This is a genomic window from Bacillus sp. 5mfcol3.1, assembly GCF_900114335.1.
Lineage (GTDB): Bacteria > Bacillota > Bacilli > Bacillales > Bacillaceae_G > Bacillus_A > Bacillus_A thuringiensis_S.
In genome coordinates this window covers 129,737-145,826 of sequence record NZ_FOST01000003.1, presented here as the reverse complement: position 1 = coordinate 145,826, position 16,090 = coordinate 129,737, and the positions used below count along the sequence as shown (strand labels likewise).

Below are 16,090 nucleotides of genomic sequence, written 5' to 3'. Positions count from 1 at the left end.
CAAAAAGACTCCTATATTCATAGGAGTCTTTTTATACTTCTACGTTGCTTTTTAAATGGAAGCATTCTTCCCTGCTTCAATTTCTAATGACTCTTCATGCCACCAAAGTGTTTCTTCAGGGTCTTCTTTAGCGATTAGGTGTGCTTCTTTTTTCGTTTCTACTGTAGGATATGAACCTTTTAGCGCACGCCCTGAAGTCGTAACAAATAATACACTAAATACAACTAATCCAATAATACTTACACCCGTCAAATAAAATGCTGGCGCAAGCGGGTTACCAGTTGCATGAACTAAGTATGAACATACAAGCGGTGTTGTTCCACCGAATATCGATACAGAAATATTAAATGAGATCGAAAGTGCTCGATAACGTACATCAGTGAAAAAGAGTGATGGTAATAATGAAGGTAATGTTCCTTCATATACACTTAAGAAGAAACCTAGTACGAAAATACCTGCAAATATAGCTGCAATATGTCCGTTACCTATTAGTAAAAATGCTGGAATTGCAAATACAGTTAAACCAAGTAAACCAATTTGCACGACGCGTTTATTACCAATTTTATCACTTAATTTACCAAAATATAGTGCTAGTGGAATCATAAGTGCCATCGTAATAGAAATAATTAATAAGCCCGTTGTTTCTTTGACTTTAAGTACTTGAGTTAGATAAGAAGGAATATACGAAAGAATCATATAATTCGTAATATTAAAGAAGGCGACAATTACTGTGCTTAATAAGAAGTCTTTTTTGTGATATTTAATAATATCCATAAATGAAAATTGTTCATTGTCTTCAGATTCCTCTTGTGCTTTTTCCATCTCTTCAAAGATTGGAGATTCATCTAGATGACGGCGTAAGTATAAACCGACCAAACCAATTGGTGCAGCTACTAAGAACGGAATACGCCATCCCCAGCTGAGCATTTGCTCATCTGTTAACAATAACGTCAAAATGGTAACAATTACCGATGCAGCAATGTAACCTGAGAGTGTTCCAATTTCAAGACCACTACCGAGTATACCACGCTTTTTATCTGGAGAAGATTCTGCGATATAAACCATTGCTCCTGAATATTCGCCGCCTGTAGAGAAGCCTTGAATCATTCGGGCAACTAAAAGTAGTATTGGTGCCCATACACCAATTTGTTCATAGGTTGGTAGTAATGCGATGAATAATGTAGAAAGTGCCATTAAAATAATAGTAGTACTTAACACGATTTTTCGGCCGTACTTATCTCCTATTCTACCAAAGAATACACCTCCGATTGGTCGAACGAGAAAGGCTGCTGCAAATGTACCGAATGTAAGTACAAGTTGCAATCCACTATTATCAACACCTGAGAAGAATAATTGACTTAAGATAACCGCTAAATACGCGTATAATCCGAAGTCAAACCACTCCATTGCGTTCCCTATACCAGTAGCAATTACTGCTTTCCTGGCTTGTTTAGGATTGACAATATTAACGTCTTGAGGTTCAAAATTTAAATCATTATTTTGTTGCATATAATAAAACAGCTCCTTATTTAATTTAACTTCTTTAAGCACACCTTCTCTTATTGAATAAAATTAATTCGAAGCACTTAAGGAAAATTAACGTCTCCTTATCTGTTATTATTGTTTCACATAATTAATTATTTGTCCAATGAGATGCTCTCTATGTTAAGTAATTTACTATTTTAAAAAGCTGAAGAAGCCGCTAAAATAGCGGCTTCTTCAGCTTTTTATATTTTTTTATATTTTTTTAAATACTTGCTGTAGCAGCTATGTTATGAACACAGGAAATAAACTCATAAGTGAATGCGTCAATTTCCTCTTTCGTAATAATATACGGCGGAAGTAATCGAATAATATTCCCTTGTGTTACATCGACTAACATCCCTTTATTCATTAACTCAATCTGTAATTTCTTTACATTTTCATTCGTGTCATTCACACTTATCCCAAACATCATCCCCGCATGACGTACTTCCTGAATATAATAAGCATTTTCTTTCTGAATATCTTGCAGTTTGTCATTCAAATATAGTGACGTTTCATAAGCTTCTTGCATTAACCCATCATCAAGTAATGTATTTAATACAGTTAAACCTAAAGCTGTTCCCATTGATGAATGAGCAAATGTTGTCCCGTGATCTCCTGGTGAAAATACATCACATAACCTTTCACCTACAATAATTCCTCCTAGCGGTATCCCGCCTCCTGCTCCTTTACCAATTTGAATAATATCTGGTGTAATATTAAAATTTTGATAAGCAAATAATTTTCCCGTTCGCCCCATACCACTTTGAACTTCATCAACGACAAGAAGTACATTATATTTTTCACATAAATTTTGAACACCATGTAAATATTCACTTGATAAAGGATAAATCCCCCCGCTACCTAAAACAGGCTCTAGCATAATCGCAATTGGATTTTCTTTAATAATGGTTTCTTCTAATTGGTCTATATTCTCGCGCTCTACTTCATATACAGGAATAGATGTTTTAGGGAAATTTTGATATACCTTTTCTTGTCTCGTAAAATGCAGTGCCCCTAACGTCCTCCCGTGAAAACTATCTTTTAACACAACTACTCCATCACGCTCTTCATTCGCAATAAATCTATATTTATCAATTAATTTTAATGTTGTTTCTGTCGCTTCCGTACCAGAGTTTGTAAAAAAGACTTTTCCGCTTTTTAAAGTACAATCTACTAATTTCTTTGCATACTCAATTGCAACTGGGTTTAAAAAATGAAACGGTAAATGCAACGATTTCGCAACTTGCTCCATTGTCATTTGTACAATTTTAGGATGATTGTATCCTAATACATTTACTCCTACGCCAGAAAATAAATCTAAATACTCTTTACCATTTACATCATACAGTTTACACCCTTCTCCTCTTTCCATTGCAACCTCTGTACGACAATATGTAGACATCATATATTCTTTATCTAATTGAAACCAATCCGACATGTTAAATTCCTCCTAGTTATTTTTCCTTTTTTAACGTTCATTCTCTATATAATCGTTTATAAATTAAGTTTTAAGATTGAAATTTTAATAGTGGTTTTCTTCCACCTTTTTAGTAAAACGCGTGCTTTCTCTTCCCGATATTCATTTTTCCATAATTTCTTCTATTTCAACAGGTCCACTACATATGTGTTTTTTGTATCTAGCGGTATGTTACTGCTTTGAACTTTGCATGTCATACATAATTAGGGCTATAGAATCATATTTAGTAACATTGGACAAAAAAGATTTGGAGGCTATATCGATGGATGAAAACTATGATAAACAGGGGCAATCTATACTAGGGAAAGACTTTAATGAAAATGACGAACGTAATGAACAAGCTAAACTTCACTCTCAAACAGTTGGTTCACGTGGACCCGTACTAGAGCAAGATAGTGTACTGCATGAGTCATTACAAGAATTTATTCATGAAAAAATTTTAGAAAGACCTGTTCATGTAAAAGGATTTGGTGCGTTCGGTTATTTTCAAACGATATATTCGATGTCTGAACATACTAAATTAAGTTTTTTACAAAATTCTAATGAGAAAGTTCCTGTTATGGTGCGATTTTCGTTAGCTGTTAGTACGAAAGGAACACCGGATACTGCTAGAAATGTACGCGGTTTTTCTACAAAATTTTATACAAAAGAAGGCATTTTTGACCTTTTATGTAATCACATTCCTGTTTTTTCTGTTCGTGACCCAATGCGTTTCCCTGAAACGATTCAAGCATTATTGCCTTCACCTAAAAATAACTTAATAGATCCTAATAGATTTTGGAGTTTTGTCGCTAAAGCACCTGAATCTATTCATTTTGTTGTCCGTTTATACTCTAATAATGGTACGGCCAAAAGTCTTCGCCACATTCCAGGACATAGTGTTAATACATATGTATGGAGAAATGCGGAAGGTAATCGAAAGTATGTAAAGTATCATTGGTACCCATTTGAAGGTGTACAGTACATTACTAGTAAAGAAGCAATTAAACTAGCTGCTGAAAACCCTGATTATAGCGGGAAAGATTTATATGATGCTATTGAAAATGGTAAACCAGTGGAGTATGGTTTATACGTCCAGCTCATGGATCCGAAATATGAAGCTTACCTATCTTATGATCCTTTAGATGACACAAAAGTATGGGATGAACAGACGTATCCTCTCATACCAGTCGGGAAAATGGTATTAAATAAAAATCCTGAAAATTTTATGGAACAAGTAGAGAAAGTCGCATTCTCCCCTTCTAATTTACTGGATGGTGCAGAACTATCAGATGATAAAATGTTGCAAGGGCGCGCTAACATTTACAGTGATTCACAAAGAAGAAGAATTGGTCCCGAATTTCGCAAATTAACGATTAACCAACAGCAAGATTGGACACCCGCTAATCAAATTACAAGCGGTGACGGAAGGTACGTTGAAGGTAAACTTGAAAGAACTTCTATAGCAAAACAGAATGACTTTACGCAGGCTGGTGAATTTTATACGAAGTTAAAACCGATAGAAAAAGAACATCTCGCTGAGAACTTAGCTAGTGATTTGAAAGTTATATCCGATGATATTAGGGAGATCGTTTTGGGGTATTTCAATCAAGTATCAACTGATTTGAAAACAAGCATTGAGACAAAAATGAAAGAGCATTAAGAAGATTAAAGTATTCTTTACGAATGAGAATTCAAATCTATATTAATTATTTTCTTGTCAAAATCCAATGAGATTATTTAATTTAAAAATATAAAGCCAATATATCCCTGTTCTATAATTAGAACAGGGATATATTGATATAGTTTAATTTTTAACATTACATACTTTATTTTGCTAAAAAATGCAATAAGTTTCCTTTCAAAATAAATTATAGTAAACTATTTTACTTGTACCGTATAATTCCCTGTTCCACCACCATACTTATATACACTTAAGTAATATTTCCCTGGCTTTGCATTATAATTTCCAAGCAATTTGTTTCCATCACGTTTTGTTGCATAAGCTACATAATTATTTAGATCTGATTCAGAATATAATACCCAGTTCAGTCCAAGATTTTGTTCGTTCGTAACAGAAATTTGTAAATCTTTTTGATCCTTTACATCAATAACAAATTTATCCCCCTGATCTTGATCGCTCAAGGTTCCTCTTAACAAAATATTCAAAGATAGTGGGTTTGCTGTTTCAAATGAATTATTTGGTTCTTTTTCTACAGCCGTACCTTCTTCCGTATTCACTCCGCTAAACACAACATCATATTCATATTGCCCAGCATTATTTACACGGTAATTTACAAAATAAGCAGTCAATGTTTTATATCCAGTCCACTCTTTTCCTGAAAGACGTTTCAACATATCATTTGTTGCTTCATTCATCACTTTCCAGTCCTCAACTTCTCCTTTAGCCGCACTTCCTGTATATGTCCCCTGTAGTGTAAATGTATTAAAGAATTGTGATTTATTCTTTGTTACTTTCACATCTTTTAATTTCGCTTCATTCGTAATATCTGAAGTAATGTCCGAAAGCGATTTTGGATCATGCTGAGTTAAATACTCATCTGATACTTGTGGAATTGTATACTTATCGCGATTATCAATAAGCATTTGCATATAAGATTGATATTCTTCATTTAACTTATTATCTTTGCTTAATGTAGCACGGTATGCATCGTAACTTGAAACATCATTTGCGCGAATCAAATCATGCACTTTATCGAACATTTCAGGGCGCTTATTATACATATATGATTGCAGCGCAAACGAATAATTATAAAAATCCCACGTTCCATATTTCGCATTTAATGTTTGTGATGCTGTATAACGTTTTGTAGGATCATTAGATAACCCACCAATTATACTTTTTCGCGGTACTACACTATCTAATCGCGTTGCACCTGCAAAGAACTCTGCGTTTCCTTCTTCAAACCATGTTAAACGTTCATTTTGATACATTTCTCCTTGTCCCCATAATCCCTGAACTTCGTACCTTCCCTGTAAGTAGTGCGTAAATTCATGGCGGAATAATTCTTCCAAACTATAAATACTTTGCTCTGGTGTACGTTCATATGTAAAGAAAGTCCCTGTCCCTTCAATATAAATCCCACCATTATTCGTTTCATATCCGTACAGTTGACGATTAAATTGATACTCATCTGGGCTATTATAAATAACCATCGTTAACACATCATCAGCATGTCCACTTTCAAGTGGTTTATCGCTACCAACTGTACGATAAAATTGAGAACGCACTTCTTTTGCCGCCCAGTATAGACGTTTAATTTTCTCTTCGCTAACTTTATCCCCAGCTTTAAAGACAATTGCTCCATCATCAAACGTATACGTTTTCGGTAAATATTTCTTTTTACCCTCTTCTCGAATTTGATCTAAATTTACAGTTTTTCCGTTCGCATCTATTCCTCCATAATTTGTAGTAATTTGTTCTGCCGCAACAAAGTATTGCTCTCCTAAATATGGATAAATTCGCATTGCATCTGTAACAACTTGTTGTCCTTTTGTCGGCGTGCTATGAAGCTTGCCCAATCGTCCAGCATAGTAAATTCCATTATTAATTAACCATCCGTTTTTATTTGTTACTGTACCAAGTAGTGCAAAACGATTTACTTCATTAATAAAGTTATCAATATTTCGAAACCACATCGTATCTTTTGGCTCTTTTCCAGTCGTGTACATATCCGTCTGAATATCAAAGTCAATTCCCTTCATCAACTCATATATAGCGTCTCCTTTTGTTCGGTCTTCAATGAAAGTTGCAAGATTATCATTATATTGTTTAAAAATTTCACCTGCATATAAAACCGTTTCAACATCTGCTGATGCATTTCCAATTAATTTTCCATATGATGCAATTACTTTATTTTGTTCTGATGTACCAAGTTTGAAATTTGGATTTTTTGCAATTGTTTTTAAAGCTGGTAAACATTTATCATGGTAGCTACGCTCATTTAGTTTGCTTAATTCATCATGGTAAAAACCTAAATAAAATGCTGCACGTAGAGCTTCTACTAATGTTTCAATCCCTTTTGAATCATCTTTCGTATAAGCTTGTCCTTGTTCTGCTAGTTTATTAATAATTGCTTGCATTCGACTATCATCTTGATAGAATTTAAGACTATCACTATTAAACTGAAATAATTCTGGAATTTGATACCATTTAATTGTCACAAGAAGATCAGTTAATTGTTTATTATTTAATTGATTTAACTCAGCCATTGAATACTTTTTTTCTTCAGCTAACGGTTTAATATTATCGTTTGGTGCTAGTGGACGCTGCGATAAATCCGCTAATTTTAACCGTTTTGTAAAAGATGCATTTTCTTGTACTTTTGAAGGGTGCGCCAATTCATCAACAGATTTCTGTATTCCTACCGGCTCCATTTGTAATACGTTCTTCACATTTTTCTCTTTTGTCTCTGCTTGAATTTGCAAACCATTACATGTTATTGTCACTAGTCCAACACCAAGAATCCACTTAGAAATTTTCGAATATTTAACCATACCATTGCCCCCTAATAATTTAAAAGAAAATTCAGAATTTTTAAACCGAAAACCTACTTATTTGTATGTATTTACAGTTCCGCTATAAATACAACTATGATTAATAATGCAATAGTAGCTTGTTTTATACTATTACGAGTACAGATTCCTTACATACAATCTCCCTTCCTTACATTTAATACAAGCAAAAACTGTGCCAATCATATTTCTTATGCATGGCCAATATTCTTTTATAAATACTGTAGAATAAAATATACATAGGTGGTTCGGCAATGTATAAATCATTTGACACAAAATCTAATGTTTATGAAGAACAAATTCATTGAATGTTATAAGTTCATTAGCCAGTACATAATTTCCAACTAAAAACATCCCCAATTTTTAAATCTCTCAAAAAAAGGTAAACAAACATATTCCATAAAGCTAATATGTTCGTTTACCTTTTTCTATTTCAAATCAACAGCAAAATATCATTGAATAAAAACAGCATGAATAAGTATTTTGTTATTCATTTCTCTTTTTCATATAATCTTTTTCACATTGCAAAGGCTTGAATTTCACTTTTTTCCCTTTCTTCTTTTTCGTTTTTATAACGAGCCATTCCCCTTTTTCAACGTCTAGTTTTAGGCGTTTCATTACATTGATATTATCTTTTTCTTTATAAAGTAAAAATGCTTCTTGCGCCCTCACAAATAAGCTGGGCTGTTCGCTAAATCCACCACTATCATAAATTTTAGTTAGCGAATTATAATAAGAATCATTTTCCTTTCCACCATACATCAAATGGGCAGCCTCCAGATCTCTTTTACTTACTTCCCAAAAACTATGTTCATCAATATTTAAATTAAATGTGGATTTAATGTCCTGTATTATATTCTTCACATACTTTTCATCTCGAACTTTTCTTTCTTCGAAACAATCCGAAGATAACCTTGGTGCATCTGATTGGGAATGTACAACGTGTTGTATCGATACACACAGAATAAATATGCTTAAAATGTAAAATATTTTTTTCATATTTACATATCACCTCAAATGATTTAGATACTATATCATTTGAGGCTTACAATATTCTTATACTAATAATGTAAAAGGCCCTATAATTTAGACTATTATAGGGCCTTTCCTTTTAATATTGCTTTATTAAATTCACCGGCGAAGCCAGTACCTTACTACTTTTCACATCATATAATCCTATAGGTGTTACTCGTATAAAAGGCAAGTGCGTCGCAGAAAAGAATAAAATTGTAAATGCTGGATCATCATACGCGTAGCCACGCTCTTGTAGTAATTTCACCATCTGTTTCTCTTCCTGTATTAATTCACTCATTTTTAAATTAGACATAATCCCGAGCAATGGTAATGCTATTTCGTGTAACATTTCATTGTTTTCTGCTACGACCATTCCACCACCGAGCTCTTTTACTCTACGAAAAGCTGTAAGCATATCTTCTTTACTTTTTCCAATGAGAATCATATCACCTGTGCCGGAATAAGAACTAGCAAGACCACCTAATTCTTTCGCAAAACCTTTTACAACTGTATTTACTCGCCAAGTACCATCACGAGCAATCATCATGAGGAAGCATTCATCATGATCTGTGGATAATTCATCACAGTCTATATTGATTTCACTAGTATATGGTTTTGTAATAACGTTATTTAATAAGTGTATCCCCGTTTTATTAGAGAAAATCATATCCTCTTTTTCTATTGACCAATCTAATGATAATGGAGTTACTTTATATTTACTCCAGTCTATATGTAATGCTTCATGCGTATTTACACCGTCACGCTTCACCCATTTCCCCTTTGCAAGAACACTAATTGGTACTGGGTTTTCTTTACTTTCTAAAATATTGATATTAGCAATTCTACCTGTCGCAATCGAACCATGTACATGTTCCATATTATAATAGCGAGCAATATTATAACTTGCCATATGGTATGCATCTATTACTGGCACTCCTTGTTTTATCGCGGTAGAAATCATTACGTTTGTCATTCCATTTTCATAAAACGAAGGATGTGAGCCGTCTGTAGTAAGTATAAATCTATCAAACTGTTTCACGCCTAATTCCAACAATTCTTTTAATAAAACTTCTAAATCCGGTCTAATGGAAGAATTTCTAAGAGAAACGGTGTAACCTTGCATAAGACGAGTGAAAGCTTCCTGCCCTGTCATCGCTTCATGATCACAATCTGTACCTAACAGTTTTAACTTCGCTAAAGTCGTTTCAGATGCACCCGGAAAATGGCCTTCTACTTTCTTCTGCAATCGCTTCGTTTCCTGCACCCAAGTTAACATTTCATCATCACCATGTAATAATTTTGGCCATGCTGTTAACTCCCCACCCTGAAGAACAGCTTCTTGTTTCAGCCATTCTATTATTTCTTTACTATTAAACAAAGATTCCCCGTTTTGCAATTCAGTCTGTCCATCAAAACGGCACCACCAATACATAGTAGCTGGAATCTTTTTAAATTCCTCTACTAAACGAAATGATTCTTCACGTTTTAATGTGAAAAATAGAGTTAAATTATCATTAATAAAAGTCGTTGTCCCAAATTGCATCGCATGATTTGCTAGCGTCTCTGGGTTATACAACTGATATGGATGTGCATGCGGTTCTATGTAACTGGGAACGACATACTTTCCATCACAATCAATGACTTCACATTTATATAGTTGCTCTGGCAACTTTTCTCCTACATATATAATACGGTCATCATAAATCCAAATATTTGCTTGCATCCATTCACGTATATAGGAATTTAAGTATGTTGCATTCTTTAATAATTTGTGTGGACTTCGTGTACCGTCTATTATTTCAACATGTTCTCGTAATTGCTTGTTACTCCATCTAAACTGATTTTCTCCCAATGAATTTCACTCCAAATCAATTTACTTTTATTTATTAAAATAAAAACAATTAACTAACTAAAGTATTCTCCATTCATAACTCCCCTGTATAACCCCTCTACCCTTCATTATATGGAACAATTGCAAAAATAACAATTTTCAAAATTCAAAACATACTTCTTTGATTCTCAATAAAAAAGGATGTCGTGTAACTGACATCCTTTTTTATTGTTGAATTACTCTTGATGTTCTACTATGAATGTTAATACTGTCCTTTAAAGCAGGATTCCATTCACATTCTTTCCATCTATTTCTGAAATTCAACTTGCATCATTTTATCAAACTGTGTAAGAATATCAACCGGACCTAAAGAATTAACATTGACAGCAAATGTATGCTTGCCTCCCATTACTCCGCCTGCAAAAGTCATAAACCCAGGAATTGATCCTCCGTGACCCCATACTGAGACACCATTTGGAAGTTTAGTCTCATAGATTCCAAGACCATATCCATCACCAACCCCTTTTCCTTCTACAGGAACTGTAGTAAGCATTTCTTTTAGCTCGCGTTCCTTCAATAACTTACCACCGAGTAAAGATGAAAAGAACTTATTTAAATCGTCTGCATCTGAAATCATATCTCCCGCTGAATTAGCTAAACTCGGATTATAATACGTCATGTCTTTCAATTCACTTGTTTCGTCAATTTTCATATACCCTCGAGCATGATTCTTACCTGGAATAACGGGTGAATTCCCTGGTAAAAACGTATTTGATAGATCCAAAGGTTCAATAATGCGCTTTTCGATTTCTTCTGCGTAACTATTACCCGTTATTTTTTCAATAAGCATTCCTAGTATTACGTATCCTGTGTTTGAATACGACCAACCTTTACCTGGCGAAAAATCTGGGGGTAGAGCAAGTCCTATCTTTACTATTTCTTCTGCTGTATACGTTTTTTTCGAATTCATAATATCAGCGTCTTTTGACTTTAAATAATTAGCTATACCACTCGTATGATTCAAAAGTTGACGTATCGTAATTTGATTGCCATCATAACCATTTCCTTGAATGAGGCCGGGCAGCCACTTTTCAATCGAATCGTCAAGCTGCACACGATTTTCTCCTACTAATTGAAGAACAGTCGTAGCAGTAAAAGTCTTCGTCACACTTCCAATCCGAAAACGATAATCCGATTTCATTGGTTTCTTACTATTTAAATCCGCCAAACCAGCATTATAACTACTAATTTTACCGTTATTATACGTCTTAGCTAATACCCCTGGCGCTCCAATTTGGATTGTTTCCTGCATGACTTGTTTCCAACCATTCCGATTCTTTTGGTCATGTGCTTCTGATGAATTAGAAATATTTTGAATAGACTCTGCTTTCACAGTAAAACCGGGTGTGAATAAAGTAGTACCCGCTAATAAAACTGCCAAACTCGCTAACTTAATGGAATAACATTTTTTCATAAGGCTTTCTCTCCTCTATTCATATCGTATTGATTCAAGCTATACTTTCATCCTAAATGATAAAACTCTCTTTTTTCTTATCCATTCCTTACGAAATACTTACTTTCAAAATTAGACGCCCAGATGAGAAAAAGTAATGTATGAAAATAAAAAAAGAACGTGTTTTCAATTTTTGAAAACTCGTTCTTTTACATATTTAAAACCCTATATCAACTTTTTAGTTCATTTACTTTTACCATCCTGCACTAGCGTTCATGCCATTCCCGATAATAGTAAGTATTAATGGCCACAGCACTGGTGCTAACGTAAGAAATAGATTAAGCAGTATAAGTATTCTATATCTCCCAGGAATATTATAATTTTTACGATTAACAAATAATACAAAAACTAATAATATTATGGTCGTTACAAATAAAAGTAACACTAACAACCAATACCAAACCATTAAACTGAGACTCCATGGCTGTAATAGCTCGTGTACAATACCAAAGGTGATTCCCAATACTGCAAAACTAAAGGTAGTAACTGTTGCTTTGATAAACAATTTACTCCATTTTTTATCGTATGTATACTTACAATATAAATCTATTAACGTGTATAAAGATAAAAAGGCCATGAATACACCTACCCAAGACAATAACCAGTCTCCGCCTCCTCTAACTAACATAAACAGAAACCAACACATCCCTGCTGCAGAAAAAATAAAGGAAAGGAGTATGTTTTTCAATACAGGTTTCATTCTATTTTCACACCCTTATAAAAATTTAAAAATAAATTATAATTTTTTATTTACATGCTACCCGTAATCAATTCATCTCTTTTTCATTCTATACTGATGAAGCGAAGATAAACTCATAAAAAATGTAACGAGCAATACTCTACTAAGGCAACTTTTTTCCATTGGTAGAGATATAAAAAAGTAAGTATACATTACCATGTAATTAAATATAAGTAAATGAAATTAATTTACAGTTAATTTCATTTACTTATATTAATGTCACGCTTTCCCGTCTCGCTCTATCCATCGTACAGTCTTCTCTACATCTAACTCCGTATACGTCTTTTCTCCATAACGGACAGACTCATATATCGGAATAATATCTCGCGTTCTACAAATTCTACTTAACCATTGTTGCATCGTTTCATATGACCTTCTCTGTTCGTGAAATGGTAAAGTTCTTTCCCATTCCACTAACGTTTGCCTTATCTTATCTTTAGGTAACGGCTGTTCAAACTGATGCTTCACTTTCTTGTTCTTTTCGGTTCTATCCGTATTTTCTTTTGTTATCGATTGTTTATCCTGTTCTATTTCTGAATTCATTACCTTTTTCCTCATTAATTTATAAAAAGCATATAGAATGACCACTGCAATAATTACATAAAAAACGACACTAATCCATGAATTTGAAAGAACAGAAAACACATCAGTCCATGAATTTTTTCGTACAAAAAGTGGAATTTTCCTATCTATTTTTGTTCTTGTATCTACAACTCCTGTTTCTTCATCTATAATTCTTTCAGGTTCATCAAACTGTTCGTCTAAACTAGTAAAATCATAATTTCTTTCCGATATTGTCTCCGTCTTACTAGAAAAAAGCCCTTTTACTATGTCTTGTACATGCACAACACCTTGTGATAACGTTATCGCACTAACCGTAAAGAAAAGTATCATGAAAACTCTAATACTCCAAATCTTCACCTTCATATGTCGCTCTTTATTAGCCATAACATAAACCCCTTCTTATTCTTTAATTACGACCCATTTATTCGTTCTACTGTATTTCTTTGGGGAAGTACCAAGAATTAAAGGAACTGCATCCAATTCTTTTCGCCGAAAGCCTGCTGTGTAAAAATAAGTAGACGATACAGGAGTATCTTGGTCCGATATTGAGGCAAGTACTTTTAATACATTTTGCAAATGTTTTCGGTTATGACCGTTCTTTATATGTAGCAAACCGTTATCTTTTACGCTATTGATCCATACTTCAAATGAACAGTTTTGCATAAGCAGTTGTTTACATATGCCTGCCGTTAATTCAATGAGTTCCTCTGTATCATTTCGCAAAGAAATACCGCTTTTATTTTGCAAGTTGAGATATATCGCATATTTATCTGATTGTGTTCGCTCGTACTTTTTCGCGGTTATCGTCCCTGTTTTCGCTGTTGCACTCCAGTGGATAGAACGAAAATCTTCATTTTCATACGACTTCACTCCCATTACTTTCGTTTCATCATATAAGGGGGATGACATCGCTTTTCGAAACCCTCGTGACCATTCTTGCAATTCAGGAACTTGGATTTTCGGAACAGCTGGTAAAACTAAATAAGACGGCGTTTCAACTTGTTTATACGTTATATGGTTCGTTATGAATCCAAAGGGATCCGTAATGACAATTTCAACTTCTTCCCATTTCGCAATTCCTCTTTTTACAGCTACAGCTTGCAAATCAAATGAAACTGATTCTCTTCCTTTTATATTAAAATTTATATAATAATTTGAACCTGTACTATGATTTTTGTTTATTTCATCATGATTCCAAGTTAACTTATTTTCACATTTAAATCGAAATACGATATTGAAAATAGGGAATAACGACTTGTTTGAAATTTTCATTTTGCACACATTCGCTTCACCTATAAAAACGTTTGAATTCCCTTGACTGTATTCCCATTCAACACGAGATACTTTACGTATGTATACATGCATCGCACCTATTAAAATTACATACAAAAATACGAGAGATAAAAACAATAGATTACTTGAAAATACACATAAAATAACGGCTACACCTGACATAACTCCCATTACTAAAGGCTCCGCTAAAGGTGTATACACAAGTTGTTGATTCATTGTACATTCTCCACTGGCACATTAATCGTATGAAGAATTTCTTTCATGATTTGTTCTCTCGTTGTTTTCATCTCCCCCTCAATCGTTAACGTTAAACGATGAGCGCAAACAGATGCTGCGAGCGTCTTAATATCATCTGGCGTACAATAATCTCTTTCATTTAATATTGCCCTTGCTTGAATCGCTCTCATAAATGCCAACGTCCCCCGCGGGCTTACTCCAATTTCAATTAACTCATGTTTACGCGTTGCCTCAATAATCTCAAGTAGATAATCTTGCACATCATTCCCTACTAACACTTCTCTTGCTCGTTTTTGCACTGTAATAATTTCTTCAGTTGAAATAATTGAATGTAACGTTTCTAACGGATCATTCATTTGAAAACGATTCATCATCTCCTTTTCTGCTTCTCTCGTAGGATAGCCTTGACGTATAGTTAGTAAAAAACGGTCTAGTTGTGCATCAGGTAAAGGAAATGTACCGGCCGATTCAAGAGGATTTTGCGTTGCAATAACTAAAAAAGGTTCTGGTAATGAATGTGTCTGTTTCGCAATCGTAACAGTACGTTCTTCCATCACTTCCAATAACGAAGATTGCGTTCTTGGTACAGCTCGATTAATTTCATCCACTACTACTATATTTGCAAAAATAGGACCTAACCTCGTTTTAAATTCCGATTCCTTCACATCAAAATATTCGAGACCAATAACATCTCCAGGCAAAGTATCCGCTGTGAATTGAATTCTTTGAAATTTAGCATCTATACTTTTAGCCAAACTTTTCGCTAATGTTGTTTTCCCCGTCCCAGGTACATCCTCCAATAAAATATGCCCTCTTGCTATAAGTGCTATAGCTGCAAGTTCAATCGCTTCATCTTTTCCTATAATAACCTTCGAAATATTGTCCGTAATTTTCTTTAATGTACTCATGTATATATCTCCTAACTTTATTTATTCTGAAAATTAAGAATTATTCATTTCCAAATTATAACACATCACAGTAGAAGTAAATATATTCCTATCAAAATAAAAAAAGATACCCATAGCAAACGCTAAGGATATCCTTTTCACCATATTATTTTACTAACGCTCCATTATAAGCTTTTATATCAAGAGGAGCAGTTAAAAACGATTTTACTTTGCTAACGAAAGATGTGAAGTGTTCACTCTTATTATGACTTGCAACTGCTGCTTCATCTTTCCATACTTCTACCATCGTATACACATTTTCTTTTTCCGTATCTTTATAAAGATCATAAGATACATTTCCACTTTCTTCTCTTGAACTATGAATTAGCGGACGAATTTCTTCTAAAAATGATTGTTGTTTTGCTGGATCTACTTGAAATATTGCGTGAATTATAATCATGATGTTTCCCCTCTCATATCTCACTTATTTCTG

12 protein-coding genes are annotated in these 16,090 nt (G+C 33.9%); 1 reads left to right on the top strand and 11 read right to left on the bottom strand.

Annotation, left to right across the window (positions count from 1 at the left end; genetic code table 11):
- Nucleotides 1–51 precede the first annotated feature (51 nt).
- Both BM089_RS18865 and BM089_RS18860 read right to left on the bottom strand, forming a co-directional pair.
- Nucleotides 52–1,509, bottom strand: a complete 1,458-nt coding sequence (locus BM089_RS18865) for an MFS transporter (RefSeq protein WP_001186932.1) — start codon at nt 1,507–1,509, stop codon at nt 52–54.
- 238 nt (nt 1,510–1,747) lie between these two features.
- Nucleotides 1,748–2,965, bottom strand: a complete 1,218-nt coding sequence (locus tag BM089_RS18860; protein WP_090977713.1) for an aspartate aminotransferase family protein — start codon at nt 2,963–2,965, stop codon at nt 1,748–1,750.
- Between the two features lie 301 nt (nt 2,966–3,266).
- Here BM089_RS18860 and BM089_RS18855 point away from each other — a divergent pair, with 301 nt between their 5' ends.
- On the top strand, nt 3,267–4,646 hold the full coding sequence (locus BM089_RS18855) for a catalase (protein WP_090977712.1): 1,380 nt from the start codon (nt 3,267–3,269) through the stop codon (nt 4,644–4,646).
- A gap of 218 nt (nt 4,647–4,864) precedes the next feature.
- Here the strand turns inward: BM089_RS18855 and colA are convergent, their stop codons facing one another.
- From colA to BM089_RS18810, 9 genes are all read right to left on the bottom strand, one after another.
- A complete protein-coding gene (gene colA, locus BM089_RS18850) occupies nt 4,865–7,501 on the bottom strand; it encodes a collagenase ColA (protein WP_000241872.1) in 2,637 nt (878 codons plus the stop codon).
- 504 nt (nt 7,502–8,005) lie between these two features.
- On the bottom strand, nt 8,006–8,518 hold the full coding sequence (locus BM089_RS18845; RefSeq protein ID WP_090977709.1) for a hypothetical protein: 513 nt from the start codon (nt 8,516–8,518) through the stop codon (nt 8,006–8,008).
- Between the two features lie 112 nt (nt 8,519–8,630).
- A complete protein-coding gene (locus BM089_RS18840) occupies nt 8,631–10,385 on the bottom strand; it encodes an adenine deaminase C-terminal domain-containing protein (RefSeq protein ID WP_090977707.1) in 1,755 nt (584 codons plus the stop codon).
- Nucleotides 10,386–10,671: 286 nt separating this feature from the next.
- The gene (locus tag BM089_RS18835; RefSeq protein ID WP_000710680.1) at nt 10,672–11,838 is read right to left on the bottom strand and encodes a serine hydrolase domain-containing protein; all 1,167 of its coding nucleotides are present in this window, start codon (nt 11,836–11,838) and stop codon (nt 10,672–10,674) included.
- Nucleotides 11,839–12,070: 232 nt separating this feature from the next.
- Nucleotides 12,071–12,577 (bottom strand): DUF3902 family protein, encoded by a 507-nt coding sequence (locus tag BM089_RS18830; RefSeq protein WP_000805743.1) that lies wholly within the window; start codon nt 12,575–12,577, stop codon nt 12,071–12,073.
- Between the two features lie 258 nt (nt 12,578–12,835).
- Nucleotides 12,836–13,564 (bottom strand): hypothetical protein, encoded by a 729-nt coding sequence (locus BM089_RS18825; protein ID WP_001284442.1) that lies wholly within the window; start codon nt 13,562–13,564, stop codon nt 12,836–12,838.
- Nucleotides 13,565–13,579: 15 nt separating this feature from the next.
- On the bottom strand, nt 13,580–14,689 hold the full coding sequence (locus BM089_RS18820) for a DUF58 domain-containing protein (protein WP_001075956.1): 1,110 nt from the start codon (nt 14,687–14,689) through the stop codon (nt 13,580–13,582).
- Entirely contained in the window at nt 14,686–15,618 is a 933-nt protein-coding gene (locus tag BM089_RS18815; protein ID WP_000105647.1) for an AAA family ATPase, read from the bottom strand. The genes BM089_RS18820 and BM089_RS18815 overlap by 4 nt, the downstream gene beginning before the upstream one ends.
- A 145-nt stretch (nt 15,619–15,763) precedes the next feature.
- On the bottom strand, nt 15,764–16,057 hold the full coding sequence (locus BM089_RS18810) for a putative quinol monooxygenase (protein ID WP_000583827.1): 294 nt from the start codon (nt 16,055–16,057) through the stop codon (nt 15,764–15,766).
- Nucleotides 16,058–16,090: the final 33 nt, after the last annotated feature.

What these genes read in the sequence shown, in the direction of transcription:
- BM089_RS18865 (WP_001186932.1), bottom strand. Translation starts at nt 1,509, where the DNA reads ATGCAACAAAATAATGATTTAAATTTTGAACCTCAAGACGTTAATATT.
- colA (WP_000241872.1), bottom strand. Translation starts at nt 7,501, where the DNA reads ATGGTTAAATATTCGAAAATTTCTAAGTGGATTCTTGGTGTTGGACTA.
- BM089_RS18810 (WP_000583827.1), bottom strand. Translation starts at nt 16,057, where the DNA reads ATGATTATAATTCACGCAATATTTCAAGTAGATCCAGCAAAACAACAA.
- BM089_RS18830 (WP_000805743.1), bottom strand. Translation starts at nt 12,577, where the DNA reads ATGAAACCTGTATTGAAAAACATACTCCTTTCCTTTATTTTTTCTGCA.
- BM089_RS18820 (WP_001075956.1), bottom strand. Translation starts at nt 14,689, where the DNA reads ATGAATCAACAACTTGTGTATACACCTTTAGCGGAGCCTTTAGTAATG.
- BM089_RS18825 (WP_001284442.1), bottom strand. Translation starts at nt 13,564, where the DNA reads ATGGCTAATAAAGAGCGACATATGAAGGTGAAGATTTGGAGTATTAGA.
- BM089_RS18845 (WP_090977709.1), bottom strand. Translation starts at nt 8,518, where the DNA reads ATGAAAAAAATATTTTACATTTTAAGCATATTTATTCTGTGTGTATCG.
- BM089_RS18835 (WP_000710680.1), bottom strand. Translation starts at nt 11,838, where the DNA reads ATGAAAAAATGTTATTCCATTAAGTTAGCGAGTTTGGCAGTTTTATTA.
- BM089_RS18860 (WP_090977713.1), bottom strand. Translation starts at nt 2,965, where the DNA reads ATGTCGGATTGGTTTCAATTAGATAAAGAATATATGATGTCTACATAT.
- BM089_RS18815 (WP_000105647.1), bottom strand. Translation starts at nt 15,618, where the DNA reads ATGAGTACATTAAAGAAAATTACGGACAATATTTCGAAGGTTATTATA.
- BM089_RS18855 (WP_090977712.1), top strand. Translation starts at nt 3,267, where the DNA reads ATGGATGAAAACTATGATAAACAGGGGCAATCTATACTAGGGAAAGAC.